14 protein-coding genes are annotated in these 16182 nt (G+C 51.3%); 10 read left to right on the forward strand and 4 right to left on the reverse strand.

Going from position 1 to position 16182, the window contains the following annotated elements:
- The first annotated feature begins 67 nt into the window (after window positions 1-67).
- The 8 genes from folP (at window position 68) to Q0X97_RS00245 (ending at window position 9326) form a co-directional block, all read left to right on the forward strand.
- Window positions 68-913 carry a dihydropteroate synthase gene (folP, locus tag Q0X97_RS00210; protein WP_302065266.1) on the forward strand — a complete coding sequence of 282 codons (846 nt, stop codon included), beginning with the start codon at window positions 68-70 and terminating at the stop codon, window positions 911-913.
- A gap of 148 nt (window positions 914-1061) precedes the next feature.
- Window positions 1062-2414 (forward strand): phosphoglucosamine mutase, encoded by a 1353-nt coding sequence (gene glmM / locus Q0X97_RS00215; RefSeq protein WP_302065509.1) that lies wholly within the window; start codon window positions 1062-1064, stop codon window positions 2412-2414.
- 88 nt (window positions 2415-2502) lie between these two features.
- A complete protein-coding gene (locus Q0X97_RS00220) occupies window positions 2503-3186 on the forward strand; it encodes a DedA family protein (RefSeq protein WP_302065267.1) in 684 nt (227 codons plus the stop codon).
- A 118-nt stretch (window positions 3187-3304) separates the two neighbouring features.
- Window positions 3305-4273, forward strand: coding sequence for an agmatinase (gene speB, locus Q0X97_RS00225; protein WP_302065268.1), 969 nt, complete (start codon window positions 3305-3307; stop codon window positions 4271-4273).
- A 118-nt stretch (window positions 4274-4391) separates the two neighbouring features.
- The gene (locus Q0X97_RS00230) at window positions 4392-4970 is read left to right on the forward strand and encodes a hypothetical protein (RefSeq protein WP_302065269.1); all 579 of its coding nucleotides are present in this window, start codon (window positions 4392-4394) and stop codon (window positions 4968-4970) included.
- A 65-nt stretch (window positions 4971-5035) separates the two neighbouring features.
- Complete coding sequence (locus tag Q0X97_RS00235) at window positions 5036-6031, forward strand: asparaginase (RefSeq protein WP_302065270.1); 996 nt, start codon at window positions 5036-5038, stop codon at window positions 6029-6031.
- A 220-nt stretch (window positions 6032-6251) separates the two neighbouring features.
- On the forward strand, window positions 6252-8144 hold the full coding sequence (locus tag Q0X97_RS00240; protein ID WP_302065271.1) for a DUF3616 domain-containing protein: 1893 nt from the start codon (window positions 6252-6254) through the stop codon (window positions 8142-8144).
- A gap of 177 nt (window positions 8145-8321) precedes the next feature.
- On the forward strand, window positions 8322-9326 hold the full coding sequence (locus tag Q0X97_RS00245; RefSeq protein WP_302065272.1) for a DUF3616 domain-containing protein: 1005 nt from the start codon (window positions 8322-8324) through the stop codon (window positions 9324-9326).
- Between the two features lie 99 nt (window positions 9327-9425).
- Here Q0X97_RS00245 and Q0X97_RS00250 read toward each other — a convergent pair whose 3' ends face one another.
- The 4 genes from Q0X97_RS00250 to Q0X97_RS00265 form a co-directional block, all read right to left on the reverse strand.
- Entirely contained in the window at window positions 9426-9782 is a 357-nt protein-coding gene (locus tag Q0X97_RS00250) for an STAS/SEC14 domain-containing protein (protein WP_302065510.1), read from the reverse strand.
- Between the two features lie 13 nt (window positions 9783-9795).
- On the reverse strand, window positions 9796-10692 hold the full coding sequence (locus Q0X97_RS00255) for a DMT family transporter (RefSeq protein ID WP_302065273.1): 897 nt from the start codon (window positions 10690-10692) through the stop codon (window positions 9796-9798).
- 100 nt (window positions 10693-10792) lie between these two features.
- Window positions 10793-11257 carry a DMT family transporter gene (locus Q0X97_RS00260; protein WP_302065274.1) on the reverse strand — a complete coding sequence of 155 codons (465 nt, stop codon included), beginning with the start codon at window positions 11255-11257 and terminating at the stop codon, window positions 10793-10795.
- A 172-nt stretch (window positions 11258-11429) separates the two neighbouring features.
- The gene (locus tag Q0X97_RS00265; RefSeq protein ID WP_302065275.1) at window positions 11430-13169 is read right to left on the reverse strand and encodes a potassium/proton antiporter; all 1740 of its coding nucleotides are present in this window, start codon (window positions 13167-13169) and stop codon (window positions 11430-11432) included.
- Between the two features lie 230 nt (window positions 13170-13399).
- On the opposite strand from Q0X97_RS00265, the gene Q0X97_RS00270 reads away from it, so the two are divergent.
- Window positions 13400-14275 (forward strand): DUF808 domain-containing protein, encoded by an 876-nt coding sequence (locus Q0X97_RS00270; RefSeq protein ID WP_302065276.1) that lies wholly within the window; start codon window positions 13400-13402, stop codon window positions 14273-14275.
- 111 nt (window positions 14276-14386) lie between these two features.
- Window positions 14387-15946: an apolipoprotein N-acyltransferase gene (lnt, locus tag Q0X97_RS00275; RefSeq protein WP_302065277.1), complete on the forward strand. Its 1560-nt coding sequence runs from the start codon at window positions 14387-14389 to the stop codon at window positions 15944-15946.
- The last annotated feature ends 236 nt before the right edge of the window (window positions 15947-16182 follow it).

A 16182-nucleotide genomic window follows, 5' to 3' on the forward strand; every position in this document is an offset into this window, starting at 1 on the left:
TGTCTGAAAAACGTGTTTTCAGACGGCCTTGTACGGTTGGTTGGAGTTGGATATAAAAAAGATGAAGATGGATTCACTATATTGGCAGGCAGGCCGTTTTACGGTTGATTTGGCACGGCCCAAAATCATGGGCATCGTCAATCTCACCCCCGATTCGTTTTCGGACGGCGGCACGTATTCGCAAACCGTTCAGACGGCCTTGAAGCATGCCGGTCAGCTTTTAAAAGACGGCGCGGATATTCTCGATGTCGGCGGCGAATCAACGCGGCCGGGGTCGGATTACGTATCACCCGAAGAAGAATGGGCAAGGGTGTCGCCCGTGTTGCAAGAGCTGGTGGCGTGGAATGTGCCCGTGAGTTTGGATACGCGCCGCACCGAAGTAATGCGGCGGGCATTGGAGCAGGGCGGAGTGGACATCATCAACGATGTTTCCGCTTTAAGCGACGACGGTGCGGTAAATTTGCTGGCGCGGCAAACCGATACCGGCATCTGCCTGATGCATATGCAGGGAATGCCGGCCACCATGCAGGAAAATCCGCAATATCAAGACGTGGTTAAAGAAGTTGCCGATTACTTGAACGGGCGTGCGGCAGTGTGCGAAGCGGCAGGTATCGCCCGCGAACGCATCGTGCTCGACCCGGGTTTCGGTTTCGGCAAAAAACTGCCGCACAATATCGCGTTGATGCGGCATCTTGAAGAATTGATGCGGCAAACCGCCTTGCCTTTGCTCGTGGGCGTATCGCGCAAACGCATGATAGGCGAGCTTACCGGCGAAGAAAACGCCGCCGGGCGCATACACGGTAGCGTGGCGGCGGCTCTGGCCGCAGTTGCCCGAGGCGTGCAGATTGTGCGTGTGCACGATGTGAAAGCTACCGCCGATGCCTTGAAAGTATGGAGCGCGTTGGGCGTTTGAATATGAAGCACACAAAAGGCCGTCTGAAAACAATTTTCAGACGGCCTTTGATATGAATAAAATTTCAACCGAAAAACCTTGTAAACCGCTGGATACCGTAGCAGGGCTGCTTTACAATACAGGTTCAAGTTTAAAGGGAGAGTTTTGTATGGCAAAGAAATATTTCGGTACCGATGGTGTGCGCGGTGAAGTCGGCCAGTTTCCGATTACTCCCGATTTCGTATTAAGGCTTGGTTATGCGGCAGGCCGAGTGCTGGTGCAACATGACAGCGAACAAAAACCGACTGTTATCATCGGCAAAGATACCCGTATTTCAGGCTATATGCTCGAAGCCGCACTGGTGGCGGGGTTTACCGCAGCCGGTGTCAATGTGATTCAAACCGGCCCGCTGCCTACGCCCGGCATCGCCTATCTTACCCGTGCCCTGCGTCTTTCGGCCGGCGTGATGATTTCTGCCTCCCATAATGTTTATTCCGACAACGGTATCAAATTCTTTGCCGAAGGCGGCTTGAAATTAAGCGACGAAATCGAACTGGAAATCGAAGCCAAGCTGGACGAAGAAATCCAAACCCAGCCTTCGGAAAAACTCGGCCGCGCCCGCCGCATCAGCGGAGCGGACGACCGCTATATCGAATTCTGCAAATCCACTTTCCCCGCCAACCTTGATTTGCGCGGCTTGAAACTGGTGGTCGATACCGCCAACGGTGCCGGTTATCACGTTGCGCCGAAAGTGTTTCACGAGCTCGGCGCCCAAGTGGTTTCCATCGGCGACGAACCCAACGGTTACAACATTAATGAAAAATGCGGAGCCACCCATCCGAAAGCATTACAGGCTGCCGTGCTGCAAAATGAAGCGGACTACGGCATCGCGTTGGACGGCGACGGCGACCGCTTGATTATGGTCGACAAAAACGGAAAAGTGTATGACGGCGACAACCTGATTTACGTGATTGCCAAAGCTCGGGCCGTGGAAGGGGTGCAAATCGGCGGCGTGGTCGGCACGGTAATGACCAATATGGCGATGGAGCTGGCCTTGAAAGAGCAGGGAGTGGCGTTTTGCCGTGCCAAAGTCGGCGACCGCTACGTGCTGGAGCAACTGCACCAGCACGGCTGGTTGATCGGCGGCGAAGCCAGCGGCCATATTTTGTGCATGGATAAACACAATACCGGCGACGGCATTATTTCCGCCCTGCAAGTGTTGGCGGCCCTGCGCATTTTGAAGCGCGACTTGGCCGCGGTGTGCGCCGATTGGCAGGCTTTCCCGCAAACCATGATCAATGTGCGTATCCAGAAAGGGCAAGATTGGCAGAGTGCATCGAAAGACGTGCTGGCCGAGGTGGAAAAAGAGCTGGAAGGCAAAGGCCGCGTCGTGCTGCGGGCTTCCGGCACGGAACCGGTGGTGCGCGTGATGGTGGAAGCGCGCCAAACCGATTGGGCCAAAAAAGGTGCCGAGCGCATTGCTGCTGCGATTCAAGCGGGAGCGTCGCCGGTTAAAAAATAATTTCAGACGGCCTGATTCGCAGTGGGCATAACCCGACGTTTTACTCACTTAAAAATTAACTTATAAGTAATAGGAATGGGCAAGCGCGATGTTTGCACTCTTAGAAGCATTTTTCACACAATACGGCTATGCCGCTGTTTTCTTCGTGTTGGTTGTCTGCGGGTTCGGTGTGCCGATTCCGGAAGACATCACACTGGTTGCCGGCGGCGTGATTTCTGGTTTGGGATACGCCAATGTGCATATAATGTTTCTAGTCGGCATGGTAGGCGTGTTGGTCGGAGACGGCTTGATGTTTACCGCAGGGCGGGTGTTTGGTCATAAGATTCTCAAAGTACGCTTTGTTGCCCGCGTGATGACACCGAAGCGTTACGCCCAAGTGCAGGAGAAATTCGACAAATACGGCAACAGGGTATTGTTTACCGCCCGCTTTCTGCCCGGTTTGCGCACACCGATCTACATTACCGCAGGCATCAGCCGCAAAGTGTCTTATCTGCGCTTTTTGATAATGGACGGATTGGCCGCGCTGATTTCCGTGCCGGTGTGGGTGTATCTCGGCAATTACGGTGCCGAAAATACCGATTGGCTGTTGGAAAAAGTGCATCAGTTTCAAGCCGTATTGTTTGTGTTGTTGGGCATCGGCGCGGTAGTGTTGCTGTATTTCTGGTGGAAAAAACGCCAGCGTTTGCGTTTCTACCGCGAACATTTGCGCGAATTGAGGGCAAAGCGGAAGGAGCGCAAAGCCGCCCGTAAAGCAGGGCGGGCGGCGGAATAAAATCAAAGGCTTTCAGGCCGTCTGAAAGCCTTTTATATTTGTTGGACAATAAATAGCCGGTTTGTGCCGTTTGCTGAATTTCGGACGGCCTGACCGGATTGACACGGAAGAAAGAACGATGACTGAAAAAATTTACGGAGACGGCGCGTTCCGCCGCGAATCGCTCAAAGGCTCGACAATTGAAAACACTTATGCGGGCGCGCTTTCCTTTATGCGCCGCCGCTACACGCGTGATTTGACCGATGTCGACGTGGTGGTGTCCGGCGTGCCGTTGGATTTGGCCACCACCTTCCGCCCCGGCGCGCGTTTAGGCCCGGCCGCCATCCGTGCCGCCAGCGTGCAGTTGGCCGAATTGAATCTTTTCCCGTGGGGCTTTGATCCGTTTGACGATTTGGCGGTAATCGATTACGGCGACTGCTGGTTTGACGCGCATCAGCCGTGGACAATCCGCGAAACCATCGTCCAGCACGCCCGCGACATCATCCAAAACAGCAACGCCAAAATGCTTACGTTCGGCGGCGACCATTTCATCACTTATCCGCTGTTGCAGGCACATGCCGAAAAATACGGCAAGCCTTTGAGCCTGCTGCATTTCGATGCCCATTGCGACACTTGGCCGGACGATGCGCCCGAATCTTTGAACCACGGCACCATGTTTTACAAAGCCATCAAAGAAGGTTTGATCGAGCCGAAAACTTCAGCACAAGTCGGTATCCGCACTTGGAACAGCGACTTCATGGGCATGAACATGCTGTTTGCGCCGTGGATTAATGAAAACGGCGTTGAAGCGACGGTAAAACGTATTTACGACATCATCGGCGACAACCCCGTTTACATGACCTTCGATATCGACTGCCTCGACCCCGCTTTCGCTCCGGGCACCGGCACGCCCGTTCCCGGCGGTTTGAACTCGCATACCGCTCTGGGCATTGTCCGCGCGCTGGGCGATTTGAATATTGTCGGTATGGACGTGGTGGAAGTGTCTCCGGCTTACGATAACGCCGAGATTACCGCCATTGCCGCCGCGCACGTGGCCGCCGATATGCTGTGCCTGATGCGCAATAAGAAAGTGGCGGGCAAGTGGTAATTTGCCGATGCGGTGGTCAATGCAGGAAATGACCGCTCGTCATCGGATTGTCATCGACATTCGAGTTTTCTTTACAATGGCATCACCTGTGGGTGAAACCCGTATGGAGGATGGCATCATGAACATCAGGCAGAAAGTCGGGCTGTTGTGTTTGTTTGTAATGTTAGGTGTAAGTGCCTGCGGCGGTAAAAATGAGCAAACGGCCGCTTCGGTTGATTTTTTGGCCGACGGGCAAGCGCTTCAAAATGCCGAAGATTCTTTGAAGGCATTGCCGCAGTTTGACGGGCAGGCGCTGAATGTGTTTCAAGATGTGCGCTTTTACGGCGGCGATTTGGCGCGTATCGAAATCAGCATCCAAGACCCCGCCAATTCCGATTATATAGACCGTTATGTTTATAAGGGCGGCAGATGGAGCGGGCCGCAACCGGTTCGGATTTCCGGCAACGGTAGAATGCAGGATAATGTAACGGCTTTGGAGCAAATCAAATTTGCCAAAGTAGCCGAGATGGTCGGAATCTGGAAACAAAAGGCGCGGGCGGTCGGCTCGGAGAAAACGGAACCGGATTTGTTTACTTTTGTTTTGTTTGTGCCCGACCAAAGTCGATACTGGCATTCGCCGGTTATAGAAACGCCGCGTGCGTCATATGACCTCAGTTTTCATCAGGACGGAACCGTGAAGGCGTTCGAACAACGCTGACTTCCGAATCGAATCGTGAGGCCGTCTGAAAAGTTTTCAGACGGCCTTTTCAGCAGGAGATTGATATGAATTCCGACAAACGTATTTTTGTGCTTTATACCGGCGGCACCATCGGCATGTGCCGCAGCGAAGAAGGTTTGCGCCCCGATACTGCTTTGGTCGGCAAAGCCTTGCAGCCGTTTTCAGACGGCCTCGACTTTGATTGGCATGTGTGCGAGCCGTTAATCGATTCTTCCGCTGTTACGTTGGAAAACTGGCAAAGCTGGCTGTCGGTGCTGGCTGAAAAAATTCCCGAATACGACGGGGTAATCGTGTTGCACGGCACAGATACGTTGGCTTACACCGCCAATATTCTGGCACTTGCTTTGCAGGGATTGGATAAACCGGTGGTGCTTACCGGTTCGCAATGGCCGTTTGACGAGCCGGACAGCGATGCGCCGCTGAATCTGGCTACCGCCGTTGCCGCTTTGAACCTTGCCGGTTTGCGGGAAGTGGTTATTGCTTTTAACGGTAAAATTTATCCCGCCGTTGGCAGTTGCAAGGTAAGTACCGAAGATGCGGCGGGTTTTGACAACCCCCATTTCGGTGCTTCGGGGTGCTGGTCGGCGGGGCAAGGGTGGACGGCGCTGAACATCAGGCCGTCTGAAAAGACGGGCGGCGGGTTGCAGGTGCTGCCTTTGGATACGCAGGCCAAAGTGGTTTGTTATACGCTGGTGCCGGGCTTTTCCGCCCAAGCGGTTTCAGACGGCCTGAAAACGACGGATGCCGATGCGGCGGTTCTCCAAAGCTACGGACACGGCAATGCACCGGCGGATGAAGAGTTTATCCGCGCCGTGCAGCGTTTTACTGCCGACGGCGGTTTGTTGTTAAACATCAGCCAAGTGAAAAAGGGATGCGCCGCCGCCGTATATGCGCAAGGCAGTGCTTTGAGACGGGCGGGAGTGGTAAACGGCGGAAAAGCGAATCTTGAAACGGCTACGGCTTTGTTGACGCTGGCCGTAAGCGGAAAGTGGAATACGGTAAAGTTATATGAAAAATTGGTAAACCTGAGCTTGGCTTAGGAATTCATTACTTTTTTTATAGTCATATTATAACTTAACCCTCTTAACGGAGCGGTTATGGTTTTGATTATTCAGTATGTTGCTGATGCCGGGAGTGGTCAAAACATTTATTTGAAACATCACGCCGCTTTTCTGTATGTTCCGTGCAGTTTAAAGCGGTGTTTTTTACTCATTAGTATCTATAATGTTTGTAAATTAGAAAAATGAAGAAAGTACAAAAATGACTTTAGATAATCAAAATAATAAACCTGAAGAACCTAATGAATTGAAAGGTTTGCCGGGCAGTATTCCACAGATCGAGCAGGAAGGGCAGCAAAACGAGCAATTCGTTTATGATGCCGAATTCGACATCCAACCCGATTCTTTTCGAGAGTTGGCTCCTTCCGAAGAGGCGGTAACAGAAGATGATATTGCCGAATCGGAAGATATACTGCTTGAAAACTCAGATTTGAGCGAAGAAGAGATTGCGGCGGCCAAAGCCGCAAGAAAGGCTGAAAAGGCGGCCAAGAAAGAAGCGCGGCGCAGGGAAAAAGCCTTGGCTTTTGCGGCGGAGCAAAGCGGCCCGCAGATCGGTACGGCCAAGGGTGTGGAAACGATGTTCCGCAACGCTTTCCGTACGGAGATGGAGTTGTTGGCATTGGCGGCGACCAAGGCCAACATCATGATTTCGCTAAATGGTTTTATCGTGTCGGCATTGATGATTTCCGGCGCATTCATTTTTGCCTCTTCTCCCGAATTTTTGATTCCGGCGGGTATTTTTATGTTTACTGCTGCCGCATCTATCGTTTTTGCGCTATTGTCGGCTTCGCCCGAACGAACCAGTAAGATGCGTGTGGCGTGGAAATGGTTTCAGGATGTATTGAAACGCAAGGCTAAAATCAGTGATTTCAAAACGAGGGTGATACAGCCGCGCGTACATTATTTCGGTGAAACACCGAATATCTTGATTTACGAAGACCGTGTGAAAATTTCCAAAGAGCGTTATTGGCGGATGATGCAGGACATCATGGCAGACCGTGAACAAGTTTACCATAAGATGAGCGACGAGCTTTATTGGTTGGGTTTGATTGCCAATAAGCAGTTTAAATATCTGAACATGTCTTATGCAGCATTCCGCTGGGGGTTGTTGGCTTCCTTGGTGGCTTTTATCGGCGTGAAGACCCTGCCTGCTGTGATACCGTCTATGCAGGCGAATAAGGAGGCCGCCGAATTGCGCAATGTCGGCATCAATACCTTCAAGGGAGTTTTTGAACCTTCCGCCGTGCAACAGCTTCCCGACGGCCGTTTGTTGGTTATGGAAGACGAATCGTCGCGTGCCGCCAGTATTTTAAGTTTCGGGCCCGACGGCACATTGGTTGAAGATGATGCCGCTGATACGCGCATTGTCCGCGGCTTCAAGCGCAAGTTGAGCGACTTGGAGGGACTGACGCGCGATAACGAGGGCTATATTTATGCCACGACTTCACATTCACGTACCCGCGAAGGCTTGCGCCGTCCTGACCGCGAGCATTTACTGCGGTTTAAGATTCAAGGCAATGATGTGCGTGAATTGAGCTCTTTTGATACTCTGGTGGATACTTTAGAAAATTCAGAACAGCTGAAAGCCTTAATCAAAGGAAAAATCGGTACGTATTTGGACTTCAAGTCAACCAATATCGAAGGTTTGGCATTTGATCCGCGTACCAACCGTTTGCTGCTGGGCTTCCGTGATCCCGAATTCAACGAACACTCGATGATTCTCTACATCGATAATCCTAAACAGATGTTCACGGAAAGAGCGCAACCCAATTTTGTCGATGTGGCTTTCATCGACATAAAAGGGGGCGGTATTCGTTCTCTGAATTATGATCCGGTGCTCAAAGCGTTTATTCTGACCAACGAAGTGAAAGACGAAGACGGTACGAAATTCTCGCAATTCTGGACATGGAGCGGCGACCCGAAAGACGAACCGAAACCGGTTGATCTGCCGAATCTGCGGCACATGACCAACGTGGAGGCCATTGATTCGGTTAAAGTCAACGGCCAGCCCCGCCTGATATTGATGAGTGATGAGGGAGATGCGAAAAAGAATCTTACTGCCAAATATATGATTGTCGATTACAACGATTTTTAATATTGCAGCATACCGGAGGCCGTCTGAAATCGGGAAGGTGGCAGTTGGGCCTCTATTCATAGCCGGATAACCGAAGGCCATAACGGGATTGCATCGTTTTGCCGCGATTTGCGGCAAGGTGTCAGATGGTGGTTTTCAGTTGGCCGGCTGTTTATTTTAGAAAGGAAGAGTATGTTTATGTCCCGTAAAAAGTTATCCTTGGGGTTATCTGCGACAGCGTTGGTATTTTGCGGTGTTTGTGCCGGTCCTGTTTCTGCTGCCCCTGCGGGCAGCGTAAAGGGATCTGAATTCCACCATCTGAAAAGCATTTTCGAACCGTCGGCCGTGCAACAACTGGCAGACGGCCGTTTGCTGGTGATTGAAGATGAGCCCGACAGAGCGTTCAGCCTGTTGAAAATAGCATCCAACGGTACATTAACAGAAGATGATGCCGCCAACGCCGCTTTGATGAAAAGCGTTAAAGGCAGATTAAGCGATTTGGAAGCACTGGCCGTCGATGCCGGCGGTTATGTTTATGCTTCCACTTCTTATAGCAAAACGAAAAAAGGGGACCGCCAACCTGAGCGCGAGCGTTTGGTGCGTTTCAAACTTGAGGGCAATACTGCCAAAGATATGCGCGATGCCCCCAATATCAAAGAGGCTTTGAAAAAAGCGCAAAATGTGCATAAAGCCGTTCAAGGGAAAATCGGCCGCAATGTCGATTTTGAAAACCTCGATATCGAGGCCATGGTTTACGACAATGCCGGCAAACGCCTGCTACTGGGGTTGCGCGAGCCGCTTGCCAACGGTATTTCGATGATTATTCCGATTAATAATCCCGCCGAGATGTTTGAGAAAAAAGCCGCTCCGGTGTTCGGCGAAACGGTTTTTCTGGATATCAAAGGCAGCGGTATCCGTTCGCTGGATTATGACCCCGTAGCCAAGGTTTACAGCATTACCAACGAGGTTCGCAATCCCGACGGCGGCAAAGATTACTCGCAGTTATGGTTTTGGAACGGCGATGCCAAATCGGCCGCCCGTCCCGTCAACCTGCCTGAAATCAAGAGTTTGAAAAATGCCGAAGCAGTGGGTTTTGCCAAATTCAACGGCAAGCAGCATTTGGTGGTGATGGCAGACGAAGGCAGTAAGAAAAAACAACGGCCTGCACGTTATTTCATCATTGATGCGGCCAAATTGAAGTAACGGCTGCCGGCCCGATTGAAGTAAAAGGCCGTCTGAAAACAAACGTTGCTTGTTGCAACAGGTTTATTTTCAGACGGCCTTTGGTATTTGAAACGGCTTTTATGAGGAACGTGTTTCCAACAGCCACTCTTGGGCGGAGGCGGCATCATCGAAATATTTCGGATGCTGTTGCGTAATCAGGCTGGAGAGGCGGGTGCCGAGTTTGATCCACATATCGTTCACCACAATCGCAATACGGCCGAAATCGTCTTCATGTTCGCGCATGAACTTCAATTGTTCCACCGCCATGTCGATCGTGAAGTCTTTCAACATCGACAAATCCAAAAGCATGTCGGGGCGGTGGATTTTTTGGGTGCACTCCAAAGCGGCGCGCTCGAATTCGTGGAAATCTTCCAGCGTAAACTCGTTGTATAAAGCTACATTCAAACCATAAGTTTGTTCTCGGATGGAAATCATCATGCGCTCCTGTTTATCTGAATAATTTGAATTTACGCAACCGTAAGGGATTCATCCCGCTTAGGATGCCGCTTGCCACAATAATACCCATTCCCAGCACTTCCTGCCAGTTGATTTTGTCTCCTAAAAACCAAACGCCGGCCAGTGATGAAAATACCACGGTGAGATACGAAAGCGAGGCAACGGTAAACTTGTCGCCGACCTTGTAAGCACGAGTTAAACACAGTTGCGCAACCAAAGCCGACGTGCCGATGCCGAGCAGGTAGGGCAGGGTGTTTAAGGTAACGGGATGCCAGCCGCTAAGGGTGGCCCATCCTGCCGATAAAACCGTGCCGACCAGCGACAGATAAAACACCACACGCCAACCCGGTTCGCCGAGCAAAGAAAGCTCCCGAACTTTCAAATAAGCCCATGCCGCCAGCAAGCCTCCGCACAAACCGACCAATGCCGCCCATTCCTGCCCGCTTTGGAACGAAGGGTTCAACAGCACGACCACGCCGATGAAGCCGAGCACCAGCACCAGTTGCGTGTAGAACGAAATCCGTTCTTTCAGCACAACAAACGAAAGCACCGCCAGAAAAATCGACGAGGTATAGCCGAGCGTTACTCCGGTTGCCAGCGGCAGGTGCATGATGGCATAAAAAATACAAAACATTCCCAGCGTGCCCGATATGCTGCGGCTCAAATGCGCTTTCCAGTGCGGCGAAGCGAACGATTTGCCCTGCATTTTCGCCATAAAGCCTAAAAACAGTGCGGCGAAACTCATGCGCCAGAAAACCAGCTCGCCCGATCCCAGCCCGAATTGCAGGGAAGCGGATTTAACCCATAAGTTCATCAGCGTGAAGCTCAAGGCGGCAATAATCATCCAGCCGGAGCCGAGCATGTCTTTTTCGGTTTGATTTTGTTGCATATTTGAAAAAAGGAAAAGTGTATCGGAGGTAGTGATGCCGAATCGGATTTTGAAAAGGATGGGGAGGCCGTCTGAATACTTTTTCAGACGGCCTCAAGCGTTATTGTTTAAACCATTTGTCGCCGAACATAAACAATGCCAAACCGATCAGCATCACCCCCATGCCGGCGAATTTCCACCAGTGTATGCTGCGCACGGGCATTTGAATCAGACCGTAGCCGTCGATAACCATACCCGCGGCAAGCTGGCCGATAATCAGTAAAAACACGACATTGGTGATGCCCATTTTGGGGGCGAGAAAAACAATGGTAAACACAAACACCGCGCCGAGTGCACCGCCGAGCCACCTCCACCACGGCTGTTGGCCTGCATGGGCGAACACATTGCCCCAGTCGGATTGGAACAGAGTTACGATCAGTAAACAGACGGTGCCGACGATAAAAGAAACCAATGAAGCCACCAGAGGTTGGTCGCCGATGCCGAAACTGAGGCGGCTGTTGATAGCGGTTTGTACCGACATGCCTGCACCTGCAACCAGAGCCAGCAGTAAATAGAAAATATTCATGGTATTCCTTTCCGTTTTTCTAGGCCTGTTTCACGATGCGGGCGTTTGGTGAAACCGCTATCCACAGTATATTTCCGTGCCGTGTGCCGCCGGTGTGCTCAGTTTTACAAATATCGGTTTGAATGGCAAATAAGGCCGTCTGAAAAGTTTCAGACGGCCTTCGGGTATTCCTTTACACACTCTGCCCGGGACACTTCAAGCCCAGCCATTTCATCGAGCCGTCTTTGTCGGTTTCTTTTACCGTGAGCACGAAATCGCCGATATGGATACGGTCGCCTTCCACCGGAACATTGCCCATAAAACGGGCTTTAAACAGGCCGCGCAACGTTAGTTTGCGCTCTTCTTCCGAAAGCTGCAAGCCGTAAGCATCGGCCAGATCGCCGGCTATGCTGGAAGGATTGACCACGAATTCGCCGAAGAAATTATGGCTGAGGCGCACGGTGGTGCCGGTTTCGGCAAAACGTTTGGCCAGCGTATCCACTTGCTCGGGCGGCACGATATACCATGCGGTATCGCCGGCTTGAAGACGGGTATCCAAGCTCAACTCTTCGCGTTTATGATTGCGGATAAGCGCGAAGCAGCGGGTGGAAAGCAGGCTCAAATCCTGTGGCACTTCGTCGGGGTGCATACCTTCGGCATCCGATTCCGCCATTACCTCATAAGCCAGAAGCGGCACCGATTCGTTTTCGGAAAGCCAGATTTCGCGGCTGTCTTTCGGTTCCGGTTTCGGCGGAACGGCCACTTTCAGCAGGCGGGCGGCCACGGGAATGGTGGTTCCCTGAATCAGCAGCGACAAAATGACTACGGCAAACGCCACGTCAAACAACAAACGGGCGTTCGGCACACCCATCACCAAAGGCATCATCGCCAAAGTAATCGGCACCGCTCCGCGCAAGCCCACCCAACTGATGTAGGCCAGCTCGCGTTTGTTGTAGTGGAACTTCCATACGCTGCTCAATACCGCCAGCGGGCGGGCAACCAACATCAGAAAAGCGGCGATAACCAAAGCGTCTATGCCGTGTTCCAGCAATTGCGTGGGCGTTACCAGCAAACCCAGCACCACAAACATACTGGCTTGTGCCAGCCATGCCAAACCGTCCATCACGCGCAGCACATGTTCGGTGGCGTGGCTGCGTTGGTTGCCGATGAGGATGCCGGTAAGGTAAACGGCCAAAAAGCCGCTGCCGCCGATCAGGTTAGTAAAGGCAAACACCAACAGGCCGCCTGAAACGATCATCAATGCATATAGCCCTTCGGCCAGATTCAGGCGCGCTACCAGACGTGCCAGAATTTTGCCGCCGATAAAGCCGATAACCAAGCCGAACCCCAATTGCTGTACCAGCATCCATAAAAACGAAAATACGCCGGCTTCTTCAGGGTTGATGGTCAGGGCGATTAAAGCGGTTACTAAAAAAATCGCCATCGGATCGTTGGCTCCCGATTCGATTTCGAGCGTTGCCTGCACCCGCTCGTTTAAGCGCACGCCACTGTGCCGCAGCAGGCTGAACACCGCACCCGCATCGGTGGAACCGACAATCGCCGCCATCAATATTCCGAAACGCCAGTCCAAACCCATATAAAGCGTAGCGAATACGCCGAGTAAGCCCACGGTAGCAACCACTCCCCAGCTTGCCAATACCGAAGCAGGTTTGAGGGCAATGCGGAAGCTGTCGAGTTTGGTGCGCAAACCGCCGTCGAGCAGAATCACGGCCAGTGCAAGCTGGCCGATTAGTGTGGCGGTGAAGAAGTTATCAAAAGCAATCCCACCTATGCCTTCTTCGCCGGCAAGCATACCCACGCCGAGAAACATCAGCAGCAACGGCAGGCCGAGCCGTGCCGATAGAGTGGTTGAAATTACGCTGAGAAACAGCAGTAGTCCGCCCAATAAAAACAGGCTGTTGATACCGTCCATAATTTGCGTTGCGTATAGCGGGTAAAATTGCCGCATTCTAGCATAGAATCAATACCGGCTTGTTATGCCGTGCGGGTTGTGTATGCTTTCAGACGGCCTTTGTAAAGAGATGCTTTAACGCGGAGGCCGTCTGAAAATGCAAGAATGAAAAAACATGAATTATTCGGCTATAATGCGGGCTTGTTTAAATAAACAGACGCTTTTTTAGCGGCTTATCCATAGGAACACATATGGCTTTTGCCTCTCTTTTTACCCTTCTTGATGATATTGCTTCCGTTTTGGATGATGTGGCCGTAATGACCAAAGTGGCGGCCAAAAAAACCGCAGGCGTGGTCGGCGATGATTTGGCTTTGAATGCTAATCAGGTAACCGGTGTGAACGCCGATCGCGAATTGCCGATTGTGTGGGCGGTGGCAAAAGGGTCGCTTGTCAATAAGGTTATTTTGGTGCCGGTAGCGCTGCTGCTTTCGATTTTTCTGCCTGTGCTGATTAAACCGTTGCTGATGATAGGCGGCGCGTTTCTGTGTTTTGAAGGCGTGGAAAAGCTGCTGCATAAATTTTTAAACCGGCAGGTGGCTGAGGAGCAACATGCCGCTGCCGATGAAATCGTAGATGAAAAAACCAAAATCAAAGGTGCCATCCGCACCGATTTTATCCTTTCCGCAGAAATCATCATCATTGCATTGGGCGTGGTCGGCACGTACAGCGTTTTAACCAAATCATTGGTTATGGCCCTTATCGGCATCGGCATGACCGTGCTGGTGTACGGCTTGGTGGCCGGCATCGTTAAAATGGACGATTTCGGTATGTGGTTGATGGGCAAGCCGAACGGTGCGACACGTGCGTTGGGTAAGGGCATTATTCTTTTTATGCCGTGGTTTATGCGCGGCCTGAGCGTGCTCGGCATGTTGGCCATGTTTTTGGTGGGCGGCGGCATCATTGCCCATAATCTCGATTTTGTGCATTACTTTCTTCACGCCCGCCATTGGGATGCCGGTTTGAGCGGTCATGCAGCCACATTGGTTGTCGGTTTGCTTACCGGAGCGGCGGTGTGTGCGGTGGTACTGCCGGTAATGAAAATGTTCAGTAAAAAAGGCGCTCACTAAAAGCAACTGGATGAGGCCGTCTGAAAAAGCATAATGCATACGTTCCTTTTCAGACGGCCTCTTCTCATTTTGTTGCCCGTTTCAGAATAAACAATCACTTTTCAAACGCTTATGTCTTCTCTACGCAAACTCGAACAATATTGGCGGAAACCTTTGTTTTATTGGCCGACGTTATTGCTTATCGCCGCCGCAACACCGCTTACATTCGCACCGTACTATCATTTCTGGCTGATGCCGTTGCTGTTTGGCGCACTTATCCGCTTAATCGAATTGCGCCCGCAACATGCCGTAAAAAGTGCTTATTTGTTCGGGCTGATCGCCTACACCGCACAATTTTATTGGATTCACACCGCTTTGCACGATATTTCGGGTCTGCCCAATCTGTACGCCGTGCCGCTCACTTTTCTGCTGCCCGCTTTTTTGGCCCTGTATCCCGCTGCTGTTTTTGGGCTGTTGAAAAAATTCAGTCTGCCGCGCTGGCCAAAGATCGGTTTGGTTTTACCGGTATTATGGACGCTAGCCGAATTTGCCCGCGAACGGTTGCTGACGGGTTTCGGCTGGGGTGCGCTCGGCTATTCGCAAATTGCCGATAACAGCCCGCTGGCGGGATTCGCCCCGCTCGGCGGTATCCACTTGGTTACATTGGCCACTGCGCTCACGGGTGCATGGTTGGTTTTATCGGTTGATAATCAAGGCCGTCTGAAACAACGGATGATTTCGGCATCTGCCATTATCATTTTGGCGGCAGTAGGTTATGTTGCCAAAAATTTTGAATTTACCCGCCCCGACGGCAGCACTGCCACCGTGGCTTTGGCGCAGGGAAACATCCCTCAAACATTGAAATGGCAGCCGGATCAAGTGATTCCGACTATCGAGCGCTATTACGGGCAAGTGGCCGGCTCACACGCCGATATCGTTATTCTGCCTGAAACGGCTATTCCCATGATGCGGCAGGATTTACCCGAGGGCATAATCGAACAATTTGCCGAACAAGCCGCCCGAAACGGCAGCGCATTGGCCGTCGGTATCAGCCAATACACTTCAGACGGCCAAGATTATGAAAACGCCGTAATTAATTTGGCAGACTATCGTCGCGAAACCCCCGATAAGGTTTCTTACTATGCCAAAAACCATCTCGTGCCTTTCGGAGAATACAAACCGTTGCCGTGGTTGACCGAGCCCCTATACAGCATGATGAATATACCGTTGGCCGATTTCAAACGCGGCGGTAACGTACAAACACCGTTTGTGATGAAAAACCAAAAAGTTGCTTTTAATATTTGTTATGAAGACGGTTTCGGCGACGAATTGATTGCGTCGGCAAAGCAAGCCACGTTGCTCGCCAATGCCAGCAATATGGCGTGGTACGGCAAATCAAATGCCATGTTCCAACACTTGCAGCAATCGCAGGCACGCTCTTTGGAACTTGGCCGTTATATGGTCCGGGCAACCAATACCGGAGCTACGGCGATCGTAAACCCGAAAGGAAAAATCGTCGCACAAACCATACCGGATACCGAAACGGTGCTGGAGGGAAAAATTGAAGGCTATGTGGGGGAAACACCATATATGAAACTCGGAGGTTCGTGGTCTTTGATGATTTTATTGGGTTTGTGCGCAATAATATTTTATTGGGCAGGCAGGCGTAAAATCATTCGGAATAATGATTAATTTATAATTTAATGTTTCAAGGTGTTGAAAGTTTTTAAGACAGCCGGTTGCAAGCAGGTATATTTCCGAGTAATATACTCAAATAATATAAAGCTATCAAAAATAAAAAGATACAAAAATTTACCTATTAAGTGTTGAATCCATACGCAAAATGCCTGTCTAATATCAGCACAATTCGATAAGCAGTGTTATACTGACCTGCTTAGCGGTATATCAAACAGGCCGCCGTTTCAGAC

It is taken from the genome of Neisseria sp. MVDL19-042950, assembly GCF_030504625.1.
Classification (GTDB): Bacteria; Pseudomonadota; Gammaproteobacteria; order Burkholderiales; family Neisseriaceae; genus Neisseria.